The organism is Enterobacter sp. 296B2 (assembly GCF_034106185.1).
Lineage (GTDB): Bacteria > Pseudomonadota > Gammaproteobacteria > Enterobacterales > Enterobacteriaceae > Enterobacter > Enterobacter cloacae_N.
In genome coordinates this window covers 210,047-225,569 of the sequence record NZ_JAWNCA010000003.1, presented here as the reverse complement: position 1 = coordinate 225,569, position 15,523 = coordinate 210,047, and the positions used below count along the sequence as shown (strand labels likewise).

Below are 15,523 nucleotides of genomic sequence, written 5' to 3'. Positions count from 1 at the left end.
TTTCACTTCGGACCGTGACGTTTTGCCGAACGCGCGGTCTAATCGACGTGTTTTCATCGTCATCTTTTAGAGTGCAGCGCGTCGCGAGACACTCTTTTTAACCAGGAATGTTGATCAGGGGTTCACATGCAGGGCACAAAAATTCGACTCTTAACCGGCGGTTTGCTGATGATGGCAGCAGCCAGTTATGTGCAGGCAGATGCGCTCCAGCCAGACCCGGCCTGGCAACAAGGCACGTTAGCGAACGGTTTTCAGTGGCAGGTGTTATCCACCCCGCAGCGGCCCAGCGATCGTATTGAAATCCGTCTGTCCGTTAATACCGGCTCCCTTACGGAAAGCACTCAGCAAACCGGTTTTAGCCATTTTATTCCCCGTCTGGCGCTCACGCAGAGCGGCAGCCTGCAAGCGGTTCAGGTGCGTTCGCTGTGGCAACAGGCCATCGATCCGAAACGCCCCCTTCCTCCGGCCGTGGTCTCCTATGACTACACCATGTTTAACCTGAGCCTGCCAAATAACCGTAACGACCTGCTTAAAGAAGCCCTTACGTATCTCTCTGATGCCTCTGGCAACCTGGCGATTACGCCGGACACCGTGAACTATGCGTTGAGCAACGGCGACATGGTGGCGACCTGGCCTGCGGATACCAAAGAGGGCTGGTGGCGCTACCGTCTGAAAGGTTCAACGCTGCTGGGGCACGACCCGGCGGAGCCGCTGAAGCAGCCGGTGGACGTCGAGCAGGTGAAATCGTTCTACCAGAAATGGTACACCCCGGACGCGATGACGCTGATCGTCGTCGGCAATGTGGATAGCCGCGCGGTGGTAGAGCAGATCAACAAAGCGTTTGGCGATCTGAAGGGCAAACGCGAAACGCCAGCCCCTGTCCCGACGCTCTCTCCGCTGCGCGCCGAGCCTGTCAGCATTATGACGGACACCGTGCGTCAGGACCGACTCTCCGTGATGTGGGATAACGCCTGGCAGCCTATTCGCGAGTCCGCGGCGCTGCTGCGCTACTGGCGTGCCGATCTGGCGCGTGAAGCGCTGTTCTGGCACGTTCAGCAGACGCTCAGCAAAAACAACGTGAAGAACATTGGCCTTGGCTTTGACTGCCGCGTGCTGTTCCAGCGTGCGCAATGTGCCATTAACGTTGAATCGCCGGGCGATAAGCTGAATGCCAATCTCGGTGTGGTGGCGAAAGAGCTGGCAAAAGTGCGTAAAGAGGGGCTCTCTGAAGAGGAGTTCAATGCGCTGGTTGCCCAGAAAAAACTGGAGCTGCAGAAGCTATTTGCCACCTACGCTCGCGCCGATACTGACATTCTGATCAGCCAGCGTATTCGCTCCCTGCAGAACCAGGTTGTCGACATTGCGCCTGAGCAGTACCAGAAGCTTCGTCAGGACTTCCTGAACGGTCTGACCGTGAATATGTTGAATCAGGATTTACGTCAGCAGCTGTCGCAGGATATGGCGTTGATCCTTCTGCAGCCGAAAGGCGAGCCGGAATATGACATGAAGGAACTTCAGAAGACCTGGGATTCCATTATGGCTACCGCGCCGCAGCCGGCGCAGGCAGCCACGGCTGACGATCTCCACCAGGACGCGACGGATATTCCGCAGGGGCAGTAGACCCCTCACCCTAACCCTCTCCCCATAGGGGAGAGGGAACGATAAACACCCTCTCCCCTATGGGGAGAGGGCCGGGGTGAGGGGAGCCTAAACAGGCATCGCCTCGCGCGGAATAATCGCCCCGCGATACTGAATCACGGTGCTGGCCGTCAGGTGCCCACGCTGTGCCGCCGCTTCCGGCGTTCCCCCCGTCAGGCGTACCGCCAGGTAACCCGCGCTGAAGGAATCCCCCGCTGCGGTGGTATCAATCACTTTCTCTTTGGGCAGCTTCACCGCAGGGACCTCAACCACCGTTTCACACGCAATCGCGACCAGGCACGACTCCGCACCACGCTTAATCACCACTTCGCTCACGCCTGCTGCGTGCGTACGGGCAATCACGTCATCGACCGGCTTCTCACCCCACAGGGCGTCTTCATCGTCGAGCGTCAGGAAGGCGATGTCCGTGCACTGAAGCATCTGCTGATAAACCTGCTGCGTCTCTTCGCGGCTGGCCCACAGGCGCGGGCGGTAGTTGTTATCGAAAATCACCTTCCCGCCGTTGGCGCGGCATTCGCGCAGCAGCGAGAGAAGCTTTTCGCGGCTGGCCGGGCTTAAAATCGCCAGGCTGATCCCACTCAGATAGAGATAGTCAAACGTCGCCAGCTCTTCGCAGATGGCAGCGGCAGCATCGCTCTCCAGCCAGAATTTGGCCGCGGCTTCGTTACGCCAGTAATAAAACGTGCGTTCGCCGGTGCTGTCGGTTTCGATGTAATACAGCCCAGGCAGGCGGTTTTCCATACGCTGGATCAGCGACGTTTCAACATGTTCACTCTGCCAGGCTTCCAGCATCTGCTGGCTGAAGCTGTCCGTACCAAGAGCGGTGACGTAGTTCACGGCGAGTGCTTCAGGCGCAACCTGACGGGCAATGTAAACAGAGGTGTTTAACGTATCGCCACCAAATCCGCGGCTGACTTCCGCGCCTTTTTGTGACAGCTCAATCATACATTCGCCAATCACGGCAATTTTTTTGGACATAGTCATGAACCTGAACAGAAGAATTTTCAGCAGTGTGCGCTGAGTGAATTAGATGGTCAACTATATTAAAACGACGTTCCATTATTTTATTTGAGCCAGCGCGTGTTCCGGCAAATTTCTGTCATCTTAATTTCATTTTCACGGTGAATTGAACATAAAGTTCTCAATTATCGCGCCGATAACCCAGTGACGAGTCCAGAAAGGCCATCCCAACAACAGGACATCTGAAATGAAGTCAGAGCAGGTTATCCAGCGGCTGAGCACTACGCCTGAGGCAAGTATTGAGAACTTGCAGGAGCATCGCTACTGGCTGCAATGCGAGCGTGCGTACACGTATCAGCCGATCTACCGAACGGACGGTCGACTGATGGCAATTGAAGTTTTGACCGTCGTCACGCACCCGTCAAACCCTTCCCAGCGTATCGCGCCGGATCGCTATTTTGCCGAAGTTGCCGTTCGCCAGCGTCTGGACGTGCTGGAAGAGCAGCTCCGTATGCTGGCGACAAAACAGGCCTTTTTCGAGCAGCATACTATCCTCGCCTCGGTTAACGTGGACGGCCCGACCCTGCTGGCGCTGCGTCAGAACGCGAAACTGCAGGAGCTGATCGCCACTCTGCCGTGGCTGCGCTTTGAGCTGGTGGAGCATGTTCGCCTGCCGCAGGATTCCTCTTTTGCGTCGATGTGTGAATTTGGTCCGCTGTGGCTGGATGACTTTGGCACCGGTATGGCGAACTTTTCGGCCCTCAGCGAAGTGCGCTATGACTACATCAAGGTGGCCCGCGATCTGTTCATCATGCTGCGTCAGACCCCGGAAGGACGGAATCTGTTTACGCTGTTATTGCAACTGATGAACCGCTATTGCCAGGGCGTGATCGTTGAAGGCGTGGAAACACTGGAAGAGTGGCGTGACGTGCAAAACTCTCCCGCAGCGGCGGCGCAAGGCTATTTCCTCTCTCGCCCCGTGCCGATGGATCTCCTCGAAAGCGTCAGAACGACCCTCTGATAACCCCGCTTCCCTTTGTCTGGACTATAGTTTTACAGGACAGGTCATCAGGAAAGGGGATAACAATGACAAAAACAACCAGGGTCATTTCCTGGACTACAGGGATTTTCTTGTTGTTGATCGCAATCGTCGTCGTCATTATCGCGACGTTTGACTGGAACCGCCTTAAGCCGACCATCAACCAGAAAGTCTCCGCTGAGCTGAACCGTCCCTTCGCCATCCGAGGCGATCTGGGTGTGGTATGGGAGCGTCAGAAAGAGGAGACCGGCTGGCGAAGCTGGATCCCCTGGCCCCACATCCACGCCGACGACATCATTCTCGGCAACCCGCCGGATATCCCCGAAGTAACCATGATCCATCTGCCGCGCGTGGAGGCCACGCTGGCACCGTTAGCGCTGCTGACCAAAACCGTCTATCTGCCGTGGATCAAGCTCCAGCAGCCCGATGCGCGCCTGATCCGCCTCTCTGAAAAAAACAATAACTGGACGTTTAACCTTGCCAGCGACGGTGAAAAGGATCCAAATGCTCAACCCTCATCATGGTCATTCCGTCTCGACAATATTCTTTTCGATCGCGGGCGGATCGCCATCGACGATAAGGTCAGCAAGGCGGACGTGGAGATCCTGGTCGATCCGCTGGGCAAGCCGCTGCCGTTTAGCGAAGTCACGGGCAACAAAGCGAAAGACGATAGCGCCAAAGCGGGTGACTATGTCTTCGGCCTGACGGCAAAAGGGCGCTATAACGGCCAGCCGCTGACCGGGAAAGGGAAAATAGGCGGCATGCTGGCGCTCCGGAGTGAAGGCACGCCGTTCCCGGTGCAGGCGGATTTCCGCTCGGGTAACACGCGCGTGGCGTTCGTGGGCACGGTTAATGACCCGATGAACATGGGGGGCGTCGACCTCCAGCTCAAGTTTGCCGGTGACTCGCTGGGTGAATTGTATGAACTGACCGGCGTACTGCTGCCGGATACCCCGCCGTTCGAAACGGACGGGCATCTGGTTGCCAAAATCGACACCGAAAAATCGTCCGTTTTTGACTACCGGGATTTCAACGGCCGCATCGGCGACAGCGATATCCACGGCACGCTGACCTACACCACCGGAAAACCACGGCCGAAACTGGAAGGGGATGTCGAATCTCGCCAGCTTCGTCTGGCCGATCTTGGCCCGCTGATTGGCGTGGATTCCGGAAAAGGCACCAAATCAAAAGAGGTCAAAAAGGACGTTCAGCCTGCGGGTAAAGTGTTGCCTTACGACCGCTTTGAAACTGACAAATGGGACGTGATGGATGCGGATGTGCGCTTCAAAGGGCGTAAAATTGAGCATGGCAGCACGCTTCCGCTGAGCGATCTGTCGACGCATATCATCCTGAAAAATGCCGATCTGCGCCTGCAGCCGCTGAAGTTTGGCATGGCGGGCGGGACAATTTCCTCCAACATTCACCTGGAAGGCGATAAGAAGCCGATGCAGGGACGGGCGGAGATCCAGGCGCGTCGATTGAAGCTGAAAGAGCTGATGCCGAACGTGGAGCTGATGCAGAAAACCCTCGGTGAAATGAACGGCGATGCGGACATTCGCGGGGTGGGGAATTCCGTGGCGGCGCTGCTGGGCAGCGGCAACGGTAACCTGAAACTGCTGATGAACGACGGGCTGGTCAGCCGCAACCTGATGGAGATCCTGGGGCTAAACGTCGGTAACTTTATCATCGGGCAAATCTTTGGCGATGATGAGGTGCGGGTGAACTGCGCAGCGGCGAATGTGGATCTGGTTAACGGCGTGGCGCGTCCGCAGATTTTTGCCTTCGACACGGAAAACGCGGTGATTAACGTGACCGGTACTGCCAGCATGGCCTCGGAGCAGCTGGATTTGACCATTGACCCGGAAAGTAAGGGGATTCGTATTATTACTCTGCGCTCACCGCTTTACGTGCGCGGGACCTTTAAAAATCCGCAGGCGGGCGTCAAGCCCGGGCCGCTGATTGCGCGTGGCGCGGTGGCCGCAGCCCTCGCGACGCTGGTCACCCCGGCCGCCGCGCTGCTGGCGTTGATCTCGCCGTCAGAAGGCGAAGCGAATCAGTGCCGGACGATTTTGTCGCAGATGAAGAAGTAGCTCCCTTTCTCCCTCTCCCTGTGGGAGAGGGTCGGGATGAGGGCATCAGGCCGCAATAAATTACAGCGCCTGATGCTTAGTCTCGTGCGTCAGCAGCAGGGCAATCAGCGTCAGCGCCGCCATGGCCGCCAGATACACCCCCACGTAGAACAGACCATAATTTGCCTGCAGCCAGGTGGCGATATACGGCGCCACGGACGCGCCCAGAATGGAGGAGACGTTATAGGAGAACGACGCGCCGGTATAACGCACTTCCGTCGGGAACAGCTCCGGCAGCAGTGCGCCCATCGGGCCGAAGGTCAGCCCCATCAGGCTCAGGCCAATCAGCAGATACGCCATCACCAGCGCCGGGTTACCTGAACTCAACAGCGGCGGGAAGACGAACAGAGCAAACAGAATGATCAGCGTGGTGATCGTAATCATGCTCGCACGACGGCCGAATTTATCCGCCAGCAGGCCGGCAATCGGTACCATCACGCCAAACCCAATCACCGCCATCATCAGCATCCACAGCACTTCATTACGCGGCAGACCCAGCCCTACCGGCGCGGCGGCGGTGCTGTAGGTCATGGAGTACACCGTCATGATGTAGAACAGCGTGTAGGTCGCCAGCATGATAAACGTGCCAAGCACGGTTACGCGGAGGTGTTTGGTCAGCAGGGTGCCCAGCGGCACTTTTACCTGTTTTTTCGCCGCAGCCACTTTCGCAAACACCGGCGTCTCATGCAGGGAAACGCGGACGTACAGGCCAATCAGCACCAGTACCGCCGAGAAGACAAACGGAATACGCCAGCCCCAGCTCATGAACTGTTCGTCCGTCAGCAGCCAGGAGAGCAGCAGGAAGGTCCCGTTGGCAAAGAAGAAGCCAATCGGCGCGCCAAGCTGCGGAAATGAACCGTACAGCGCGCGTTTACGCGGCGGGGCGTTCTCGGTCGCCAGCAGCGCCGCGCCACCCCATTCACCGCCCAGCCCCAGACCCTGACCAAAGCGCGCCAGCGCCAGCAGCACCGGCGCCAGAATGCCGATGGTTTCGTAGGTCGGCAGCAGGCCAATCGCCACGGTGGAGATCCCCATCGTCAGCAGCGAGGCCACCAGGGTGACCTTACGACCAATGCGGTCGCCAAAATGTCCAAACAGCGCAGAGCCAATCGGACGCGCCACAAACGCGATAGCAAAGGTCGCCAGAGACTGTAGCGTTGCCGCCGTCGGGTCTCCCTGCGGGAAGAAAATATGCGGGAAAACGATGACCGCCGCGGTGGCGTAAATGTAAAAGTCGAAGAACTCAATGGCAGTGCCAATTAGCGAGGCGACGACAACTTTATTGCGCGAGTTTACCGGGACGTGTTCCGTACCAGAGTCGAGTGTTGTGGCTGTTGATTGCATAATATTTTCTTATTTTTGTCGAACGAAAGGCCATATTACGCACAGCAAAAGCGACATTTCAATCTGTAACAAAGCCGCGTTCTGGTGATAAAAGCAACAAAAAGCGGATAATGTTCAGGCCAGCCAAAATGCTTCCATGAAATGCTTCACAGTTTTTAAATATTGGTGGATAAAACTGGTTTTCGGTTAAATAAAAGTTACGGACTGGATTTATATGCTGAAATGATGAGTCGGGCTGAAATATCAGCCCGAGAGCGGAGTTAGCGGTGTGTTTTTCCGGGCATCCGCGTGTCGCCTTTGTACTCGGCGGTGGCAATCCACGCCGCACAGAACAGGGTCAGGCGGGCGAAGAAGTAGAAGAAGGCCATCAGTCCGAGCACAGAGCCAAACGCCGCGCCGGAGGGGGATTTCACCAGCGACGGGAGGGTATAGGTCATCACGATCTTAATCACCTCAAAGCCGATTGCTGCGATCAACGTGCCCCGGAGCAGCGCCTTCTTGCGCGGACGATGCCGAGGCAAGCGCCAGAAAATCCAGAAGAACAGCAGGTAGTTGGCGAAGATAGAAATCGCCAGCCCGATGCCGCGCCAGGCGGGCTTCAGCCATTCGATGTAATCAAGATAGAGCGCAGAGATAATCATCTGCTGTGCTGAACCGGCAACAGAGGTGATCGAGAGCGTCACGACCAGCGCGACGAGCAGACCAATCAGCGAAATAAAATCGCGGAAATACTTAATCCAAATTTTCTCCTGATCCTGAGGCGTGCGCTCCCACACGTCGCGCGACTGGGCGCGAATGGCCTCGCGGAGGTTGCCCATCCAGTTAACGCCGGAATATAGGGCGATGAGCAAACCGACGATGCCGACAGTAGTACGCTGCTGAACGGCGGTATTGATGGTGCTTTTCAGCGTGGTGGCAAGGGTCGGGTCACTGACGTTATTCAGGATCTTATTGAAGATATCCTGCAGCAGCGTCGGGTGCGACGCGAGCACAAAACCGGCCGCTGCAAACGACACCATCAGGATGGGGATCATCGACAGGAACGAAAAATAGGTGATCGCGGCACCGAACTGGTTCCCCATGCGGTCATTAAAGCGCTCGGTCGCGCGTATCAGATGCGCAACCATGGGAAACTGCTGAATTCTCTCCGCCAGGCTGGTGACGGTGCCCAGCGCCTTGCTGGCGGTACCGGGGGCTTTAGCCTCTTCTGGCTCGGTTTCCATCTTCTTGATGGGTTCATAATCTAAATGTTGGGTGGGTCGTTGCGGGTTATTTTCCGGCGTCACGCGTCTTTTCCTTTTTCGTTTGGCTGGATGTTACTGAATTATAGCTTGCGACTAATCCACGTAAGCTTTTGTGAGTTCGGTCAGCCACTCCATAAACAGATGAACCCGGCGAGAGAGGTTGCGCCGGTGGGGGTAAATCAGGGAGACAGGCATCGGTTCCGCGCGATACTGCGGGAGGATCTCAATCAGTTTCTTCGCGCGCAGCAGGTCGCGTACCCCAACGCGCGGGGCCTGAATGATCCCCAGCCCGGCAAGGCAGGCGGCCTGGTAAGTTTCCGTGCTGTTTACGGTTAGCACCCCGCCCGTTTTTATCCACTGCGTCGTGCTGCCGTTATAAAATTCAAAGCCCTGAGGGCGACTTCCCAGCATCGCGGCGTAATGAATCACGGCGTGCGAGCCTAAATCGTCCAGCGTGTCGGGGTAGCCAAAACGCGCCAGATAATCAGGGCTGGCACAGTTGATCACCGACAGCTTGCCCAGCGGACGGGCAATCAGCCCTGAGTCCTTCAGGGAACCCACGCGGACGACGCAATCAAACCCTTCGCGGATCACATCCACCAGGCGATCGCTGCTGCTGAGCTCCAGTTCGATACCCGGATACTGCTGTAAAAAAGCAGGCAGTTTGGGGATGACGACATTTCGAGCAACACCGACGGGCATATCCACGCGGAGCCTTCCGCTGATGCTGGAGGGATCGTGCTGAAACATACCGTCGAGTTCATCCAGGTTCGCCAGCAGATCTTTTGCCCGTTCGTAATAGACCATGCCGTCCTGCGTCAGGCTGACGCGGCGCGTGGTGCGGTGCAGTAGCTGGGTGCCAAGCCGGTTTTCCAGAGCCTGGATTTGCCGGGAAACGCTGCCTTTCGGAAGCGTTAATGTCTCTGCCGCGCGGGAAAAACTCTCCAGTTCCGCGACGCGAACAAACAGCTGCATTGCGTGAATTTTATCCATAGATGAAGCTCATTGTTGTTTGTACTGAAACAGTGAAGCGTTATTGCCCATCTTTATTGATCTTCTATCACCTAATAAGCTCTTTCTCAATCTCCATAACAGCCAAAACGAGGTTTATGATGACTGAACGTATCGCATTAGTGACGGGTGGTAGCCGTGGATTGGGTAAAAACGCTGCGTTAAAGCTGGCGGCAGACGGCACGGGAATTATCCTGACCTACAATCGTAGCCAGCAGGAAGCGCTGGACGTGGTGCGCGAAATTCAGGGAAAAGGCGTCAAGGCGGCGGCATTACAGCTCAACGTCGGTGATATTGCCAGTTTCGAAAATTTTGCTCACCAGCTTCAGGAGATCCTGAGCAGCGTCTGGCAGCGTGAAACATTTGATTATTTATTGAACAACGCCGGGACGGGTTTATACGCACCCTACACCGACACGACGGAAGCCCAGTTTGATGAAGCGCTGAACATTCACTTCAAAGGGCCTTTCTTCCTGACGCAGCGCCTGCTGCCCCTGCTTAACGACGGGGGGCGGATCCTCAACGTCTCCAGCGGACTGGCCCGCTTTACCCAGCCAGGTTCAGGAACCTACGCGGCCATGAAAGGGGCGATGGAAGTGCTCACCCGCTATCAGGCGAAGGAGCTTGGGGCGCGCGGAATCTCCGTCAATATTATCGCGCCAGGCGCGATCGAAACCGACTTTGGCGAGGGACGCGTGCGCGACAACGCGCAGCTTAACCAGATGCTGGCGTCACAGACGGCGCTGGGGCGGGTGGGGCTGCCGGACGATATCGGCGATGCTATTGCGGCCCTGCTCAGCGACAGGCTGGGCTGGATGAATGCGCAACGTATTGAAGTGTCAGGCGGTATGTTCCTGTGATGTCTGATGTTAAGGGGAGGGAACCCCTTAAGGAAATCCTTAATATGGATGTGTCAAAATACGGGTAAATATAAAAACCACTGGCGGATTTGTAACCTCTGCATTCATTGAGTTTTTTCTTAAATTGCGCCTCTGTAGAATCCCCCTTCGCTATTCTCAGAGGGAGAAATACGATGCGAGTAATCATGTTTGACAGGCAGTCGATATTTATTCATGGAGCGATACACGGTTTGCGGAAATTAATTCCTGAAATAAATATAACGGGGACTTGTCAGGCAGACGATTTATGGGCGCAAATATCCGCGTCACCGTCTGCTATCGTCATGATTGACGGCAATTTAATTCAGGATGAGGAGAGTTCTTTCCTGGACAAAATCATGCATCGCTTCCCGTCGGTACGGGTGATGATGGTTCTGGCAAAAAAAGAGACCAGATGGGTTGAGCAACTCATGCAGCGAAACGTGATGGCTATTATCCCCCGTAACGCCAACCCTGAGCGGTTTGCCGCCGTGCTGGATTCCGTGTCGAGAGGGATGGTCTGCTTTCCCGGAGAGTGGGTCAGCCAGCAATCGTCAGCGCAGGCGTTACTCTCGTTGAGCGAGCGTCAGCGAGAGGTTCTGAAGCTGCTGGCGGCGGGTGAATCAAACAAAGAGATTGGCCGTAATCTCAACATCAGTGCGGCCACGGTAAAAGCACATCTGGAAGCGCTTTTTCGCCGGCTGGAGGTGAAAAACCGAACCCAGGCCGCCATGTACTATACCCGGGCGACGGCCTGAAGCACCGCTTTCGGGAGCGCGGATGCCGCGCCGAAACTCAATATCATCAGTACTACAGCGTCATGCTGCTGCTGGGTTAATGGCCCAACCCCCTTTTCCTGCAGCAGCGTCTCAACCCGCTGAATATCTTCGTAGAGTAAATATTCAGCCTGAAGAGGCGTAATAAGGCCGCGAAAATGTTCCCCTTCGCGGATCGCATGTCCGTAGCCGATAACCCATAAACCCTTTTCATCACGATATTTCTCCAGTGAAAGCCCCTGATGTTTCTTTATTAACTCAATGGCGGCAGAAGAAATATTCAGCGCATGACCTTTCATATTCGTTTCCTCTTAGTGGCGATACTGTAGAGGAATCGAGGCAGGAGAAATATCCGCCAAATGGCTGTTGTTCAGGAATTTTTGTTCAGGTATTCCTGCCGCAATAACCCAAATAACCAGTCATTTTGCCAGCGACCGGAAAGGTAATAGCTCTCGCGTAGCTCGCCTTCCAGCCGGAAGCGGGCTTTTTCCAGCAGGCGCCTGGAGGCGACATTTCCTGCAGTGACGGTGGCGGTGAGCCGACGTATACCGCCCTGATGAAAAGCGTAATCGCAAAGCGCCTGCAGGGATTCGAAGCCGTAACCTTTTCCCTGTGCCTCGGGGGCAAAAAGAAAGCCCACTTCGGCGCAATCCTCCTCCCGATGAATATACCCGGTAAGGCCCAGCGGGGCCTGTGAGAGGGCATCACGAACGACGAGGCACAGCCAGTGCGCGCTCCCCGGCGTCCAGGGCGTCAGGCGCGAATCAAACGCCTCGCGGATCGCCGCGACGGGGCGGTCCTCCGCCACAAAGCGCATGACGTCGGGATGCTGCTGCAGCGCCAGGAAAAAGGGCCAGTCTTGTTCCTGCACGGGGGTGCAGGTCAGGCGCGAGGTCATTAAAACTGGCATTGAGATTCTCCTGAAGCTTTTTAAATGATTTTAGGGTTGTCACTTTATTTCAACAGAAAGTCAGGTATGGTTAAGCGCGTATAAATAAAAAGAAAAACGGCCGTTAGTGCCCATTCCGGATGTCTTCGTTGTCGCTTAAGGAAAACAATGACTCTCAGCACATCACATCATATCCGCGAACAGTTTGAACACTGTCTGGCGGTCATTCGCCAGGCGTCGGTGGAAATCTTGCTTCTTCTGAATGTACATGTTTCTGAGGGAAAAGATCCACGCTGGTTTCTGGAACAGCTGGACAGCGCGCGTTTAGGCCTCGGGGGATGGGCTGCGGTTGCGAAGAAGCTCAACCTGAATGATGCCGAGATGTCGGAATTTACGCTGCAGCTGCGCCTGCTGCAGCAGCGCGTCCCGCAGTATGAAAGCGGGCAGGATGTCAGCGAAAACCAGCTTATTGCGGCGATGCGGTTTGTGACTACGCTGGAACATCTTCGTCTGCAGCAGCCGCTTCTGACCTACAGCACCGAGCTGGTGCCGGGTAGTGAACTTCAGCAGCAGCAGGCGCACAAGCAGGTACGCGCAATTGAGTTAATGATTAAAGGCCTCATTCAGCAGGCCTGGCCCGATCAGGTGCGGCTCAATAATCATCTTAAAACCTTATTCAACGCTGACCGCGTACGACGCTGGCTGAAGCATGGCGAAATCAACGACGTCCTGAGCGGCATGATGTTCAGCGAACTGGCGCAGATGCTGGTGGATAAAAAAGAGTTCAGTCGCTACTACGCCTCGCTGTTTAGCGACCCGTCCATGCTGACGCTCCTGGTAGAGCCGCGCAAAACGCTGCAAACATTTCTCGACGACATCCGGCAAATCCGCAACAACATCACGGTGCAGAAAACGTTAAGTTCGGCGCAAATTCAGCTGCTGGATAACTACTACATGCAGATCTCCCGGCCGGTTCAACGCGCGTTTGAAGAGGGAAGAACGCGCGTCAACCCGGCTGGATTTATGGCGGTGGATGCCAGCGAGCTGCACGCTTTCTGGGAAAAGGCGCAAAAAATGGATCGGGTCACCGGTGGGGATCTGTTTGAAGTTCGCGACACGATTGAAAAGCCGACCCAGCGCGCGCCGCGCACGCCCGAACAGCGTGAGCAGCTTATCTCCGGTGCGTTATGGGGGGCGGTTGGCGTGATGGTGATTGCCATCGTGGTAGGCGGCTTCTGGCTGGTGACCAGCAGCAAGAAGCCGCCTGCGGCGGAAAATACGGCGCAAGCGGCTCCGCCGCAGGAGATGCGTGAAACCCCTTCCTCGCGCGAGACGCTGACGCGCATGGGGGTGACCTGGGACGACAATAATTTCCGTTCGGCGATTAACCGCAACGATACCCGCGTGGCGTTGCTCTTCTTACAGGGTGGGATGGACTGGAAGCTGTCATGGACCGAAGAGGCGATGTCGGCCGGCTATGACGACGTTCTGGAGCTTATGCTGCGCTACCGGCAGAACATGGCGGAAGAGAAGCCGTGTCGTCGTTTCATCAATACGCTCAGCCATGCCATGTCGAACGGCGAGTCTCTGACCTCAATACGTAAAGAGTATTTGAAAGCGTTCTGCACCGTGCCGGCCGTGGTGAAGCGCCAGAAGCACGATCTTGAGATGGCAACGCGACGCGCGCAGTCACAGCCGGATGCCACCACAAAAAAATGGCAGTCCATTCAGACCGCCATTTATGAGGTGGTTCGTTAAAGTTATTCGACCCCTCACCCTTGCCCTCTCCCCAGAGGGGAGAGGGGGAAAAGACCGCACCGCGCAGTTCCCTCGCCCCTCTGGGGAGAGGGTTAGGGTGAGGGGGCCAGACCGCACCCCTCTCAAGGCTCCCCATACAACCCAATCAACCGCCGCACCACGCCGTTCGTCCAGCCGAAGCCGTCCTGCAGCGGATACTCCCCGCCGCCCCCTTCGCGCGGCGTACTGCTGGCGATATGGTACTTCTCGATCAGCTTGTGGTGCGTCTTGTAGAAGTGGTTCACCGTATGCAGCCAGCTCCAGGCGATTTCATCCCCCAACGAGTCGTTGCCGTACTGTTTGAACCCCTGAATCGCCATCCACTGCAGCGGCGCCCAGCCGTTGGGTTTATCCCACTGCTCGCCGGTTTCGTATTCGGTTGCCAGAATCCCGCCCGGTGTCAGCAGGCGCGCTTTTACCGCATCAGACAGGCGCTCGGCCTGCTCATGGGTGGCCATGCCCACGTACAGCGGCACAATGCTCGCCGCGGAGAACAGCGCCATCACCTCGCGGCGCCAGTCGTAGTCGCGGTAGCAGCCGTTCTCTTCATCCCACAGGTAGCGGTTCACCGCCGCGCGGCGATCGCTGGCCTTCTGGCGGAACAGCTCGGCGGTCTCTTTATCCCCTTTCGACGCCGAAATATTGGCGATCGCGCTCTCCAGCTTGAACAGGAAGGCGTTCAAGTCAATCGGGATAAACTGCGTCGTGCGGATGCTGGCTAATCGGCCCGGCTCGCGCAGCCAGCGAGAGGAATAATCCCAGCCGGAGGCCGCACCGGCGCGCAGATCGCGATACACCTCATTCGGCGGACGACCCGAGTGGCGGGCTGTTTCCACGTCCTCAATCCACGATTCGTCGCGTGGGGTATCACGGTCGTCCCAGTAGCGGTTCAGCAATGAACCGTCCGGCATGCGTACCGCGCTGCGGTAGGCCTGATTAAGCAGCAGCGACTCCGCGCCGTCCATCCAGAAGGCATGCTCCATTTTAAGGTGCTCAAGGTAGCGTTTCGCGCCGCGCACGCCGTCCTCTTCAAACAGCTCCACCATCAGGGCAAAGACCGGCGGCTGGGAGCGGCTGAGGTAGTAGGTGCGGTTACCGTTCGGAATATGGCCGTAGCGTTCGATCAGCCACGCGAAATTATCCGCCATGCATTTGAGCAGATCGTTACGGCCGCTCTCCGCCAGCCCCAGCATGGAGAAGTATGAATCCCAGTAGTAGGTCTCGCTGAACCGCCCGCCGGGGACGATATAGGCCTGCGGCAGCGCCAGCAGGGAGGACCAGGGAATGTGATCCTGCGGTTCGCGCGTCAGGACGGGCCACAGGCTATCAATGTGCTCTTTCAGCGACAGGCCAGGGTCGGAGACATATTCAGTGCTGTAGGTTTCCGGCAGCCAGAAGTGGTTCTCCACGAACTGGCGCAGGTCAAAATCCCGGTGGCGTCTGACCTTGCGGTAGCGGATCAGGATATCCAGCGGATCCATCTTCGGCGCGCAGTCGGGGAAGGTTTTGCTGTCCGCAAACAGCCGCGTCGACTGTACGTGTTCGAACAGTTCAAGATAGCGGTCAGCGGGCGTCAACGCATCGGAGGCGGGAAGCCCCTCGATCATTTCGGGTTCCGGCTCCGCCTCAATCATCTCATCCAGTTTTAACTCGCAGGGATCGGTCTCGTAGCGCAGCTCTTCTGCAATCTCGAATTCGATGTTCTCGGTAGCCTGTAGTTTCTGGTTGAACATGGTGATAAGGACCTCCGGTTGTGTGTTCTAAAGACAGGTTTTTCCGGGCGTCTTATAAGCGTAG

Annotated in this window: 13 protein-coding genes; 6 read left to right on the top strand and 7 right to left on the bottom strand. The window is 56.6% G+C overall.

Annotated elements, in window-relative coordinates; translation table 11 throughout:
- Positions 1-126: 126 nt before the first annotated feature.
- The gene (locus URZ40_RS03860) at positions 127-1,620 is read left to right on the top strand and encodes a pitrilysin family protein (protein ID WP_116342858.1); all 1,494 of its coding nucleotides are present in this window, start codon (positions 127-129) and stop codon (positions 1,618-1,620) included.
- A gap of 87 nt (positions 1,621-1,707) precedes the next feature.
- Here the strand turns inward: URZ40_RS03860 and URZ40_RS03855 are convergent, their stop codons facing one another.
- Entirely contained in the window at positions 1,708-2,637 is a 930-nt protein-coding gene (locus tag URZ40_RS03855; RefSeq protein ID WP_320719801.1) for a sugar kinase, read from the bottom strand.
- Between the two features lie 229 nt (positions 2,638-2,866).
- Between URZ40_RS03855 and pdeH the strand changes: the two genes are divergently transcribed.
- Both pdeH and URZ40_RS03845 read left to right on the top strand, forming a co-directional pair.
- Positions 2,867-3,640, top strand: a complete 774-nt coding sequence (pdeH, locus tag URZ40_RS03850) for a cyclic-guanylate-specific phosphodiesterase (protein ID WP_166712593.1) — start codon at positions 2,867-2,869, stop codon at positions 3,638-3,640.
- Positions 3,641-3,705: 65 nt separating this feature from the next.
- A complete protein-coding gene (locus URZ40_RS03845; RefSeq protein ID WP_316380208.1) occupies positions 3,706-5,748 on the top strand; it encodes an AsmA family protein in 2,043 nt (680 codons plus the stop codon).
- A gap of 60 nt (positions 5,749-5,808) precedes the next feature.
- Here the strand turns inward: URZ40_RS03845 and URZ40_RS03840 are convergent, their stop codons facing one another.
- The 3 genes from URZ40_RS03840 to URZ40_RS03830 form a co-directional block, all read right to left on the bottom strand.
- Positions 5,809-7,131, bottom strand: coding sequence for an MFS transporter (locus URZ40_RS03840; protein ID WP_233003166.1), 1,323 nt, complete (start codon positions 7,129-7,131; stop codon positions 5,809-5,811).
- Positions 7,132-7,391: 260 nt separating this feature from the next.
- Positions 7,392-8,417 carry an inner membrane protein YhjD gene (gene yhjD / locus URZ40_RS03835; RefSeq protein WP_320719798.1) on the bottom strand — a complete coding sequence of 342 codons (1,026 nt, stop codon included), beginning with the start codon at positions 8,415-8,417 and terminating at the stop codon, positions 7,392-7,394.
- A 51-nt stretch (positions 8,418-8,468) separates the two neighbouring features.
- Positions 8,469-9,368, bottom strand: coding sequence for a LysR family transcriptional regulator (locus tag URZ40_RS03830; RefSeq protein WP_151413439.1), 900 nt, complete (start codon positions 9,366-9,368; stop codon positions 8,469-8,471).
- A gap of 119 nt (positions 9,369-9,487) precedes the next feature.
- Between URZ40_RS03830 and URZ40_RS03825 the strand changes: the two genes are divergently transcribed.
- Positions 9,488-10,246: an SDR family NAD(P)-dependent oxidoreductase gene (locus URZ40_RS03825; protein ID WP_166712748.1), complete on the top strand. Its 759-nt coding sequence runs from the start codon at positions 9,488-9,490 to the stop codon at positions 10,244-10,246.
- Between the two features lie 173 nt (positions 10,247-10,419).
- A complete protein-coding gene (locus tag URZ40_RS03820) occupies positions 10,420-11,022 on the top strand; it encodes a response regulator transcription factor (protein WP_320719797.1) in 603 nt (200 codons plus the stop codon).
- Here the strand turns inward: URZ40_RS03820 and URZ40_RS03815 are convergent.
- Both URZ40_RS03815 and URZ40_RS03810 read right to left on the bottom strand, forming a co-directional pair.
- Positions 11,001-11,339, bottom strand: a complete 339-nt coding sequence (locus tag URZ40_RS03815) for a glycoside hydrolase family protein (RefSeq protein ID WP_320719796.1) — start codon at positions 11,337-11,339, stop codon at positions 11,001-11,003. The genes URZ40_RS03820 and URZ40_RS03815 overlap by 22 nt on opposite strands.
- A gap of 71 nt (positions 11,340-11,410) precedes the next feature.
- Positions 11,411-11,950, bottom strand: a complete 540-nt coding sequence (locus tag URZ40_RS03810) for a GNAT family N-acetyltransferase (protein ID WP_163331098.1) — start codon at positions 11,948-11,950, stop codon at positions 11,411-11,413.
- Between the two features lie 147 nt (positions 11,951-12,097).
- Between URZ40_RS03810 and URZ40_RS03805 the strand changes: the two genes are divergently transcribed.
- Positions 12,098-13,687 (top strand): STY4199 family HEPN domain-containing protein, encoded by a 1,590-nt coding sequence (locus URZ40_RS03805; protein WP_320719794.1) that lies wholly within the window; start codon positions 12,098-12,100, stop codon positions 13,685-13,687.
- A gap of 122 nt (positions 13,688-13,809) precedes the next feature.
- Here the strand turns inward: URZ40_RS03805 and URZ40_RS03800 are convergent, their stop codons facing one another.
- Positions 13,810-15,459: an alpha,alpha-trehalase gene (locus URZ40_RS03800; RefSeq protein WP_116342834.1), complete on the bottom strand. Its 1,650-nt coding sequence runs from the start codon at positions 15,457-15,459 to the stop codon at positions 13,810-13,812.
- Between the last annotated feature and the right edge of the window lie 64 nt (positions 15,460-15,523).

Coding starts and splice junctions, on each gene's coding strand:
- URZ40_RS03860 (WP_116342858.1), top strand. CDS start 127: ATGCAGGGCACAAAAATTCGACTCTTAACCGGCGGTTTGCTGATGATG.
- URZ40_RS03855 (WP_320719801.1), bottom strand. CDS start 2,637: ATGTCCAAAAAAATTGCCGTGATTGGCGAATGTATGATTGAGCTGTCA.
- pdeH (WP_166712593.1), top strand. CDS start 2,867: ATGAAGTCAGAGCAGGTTATCCAGCGGCTGAGCACTACGCCTGAGGCA.
- URZ40_RS03845 (WP_316380208.1), top strand. CDS start 3,706: ATGACAAAAACAACCAGGGTCATTTCCTGGACTACAGGGATTTTCTTG.
- URZ40_RS03840 (WP_233003166.1), bottom strand. CDS start 7,131: ATGCAATCAACAGCCACAACACTCGACTCTGGTACGGAACACGTCCCG.
- URZ40_RS03830 (WP_151413439.1), bottom strand. CDS start 9,368: ATGGATAAAATTCACGCAATGCAGCTGTTTGTTCGCGTCGCGGAACTG.
- URZ40_RS03825 (WP_166712748.1), top strand. CDS start 9,488: ATGACTGAACGTATCGCATTAGTGACGGGTGGTAGCCGTGGATTGGGT.
- URZ40_RS03820 (WP_320719797.1), top strand. CDS start 10,420: ATGCGAGTAATCATGTTTGACAGGCAGTCGATATTTATTCATGGAGCG.
- URZ40_RS03815 (WP_320719796.1), bottom strand. CDS start 11,339: ATGAAAGGTCATGCGCTGAATATTTCTTCTGCCGCCATTGAGTTAATA.
- URZ40_RS03810 (WP_163331098.1), bottom strand. CDS start 11,950: ATGCCAGTTTTAATGACCTCGCGCCTGACCTGCACCCCCGTGCAGGAA.
- URZ40_RS03805 (WP_320719794.1), top strand. CDS start 12,098: ATGACTCTCAGCACATCACATCATATCCGCGAACAGTTTGAACACTGT.
- URZ40_RS03800 (WP_116342834.1), bottom strand. CDS start 15,459: ATGTTCAACCAGAAACTACAGGCTACCGAGAACATCGAATTCGAGATT.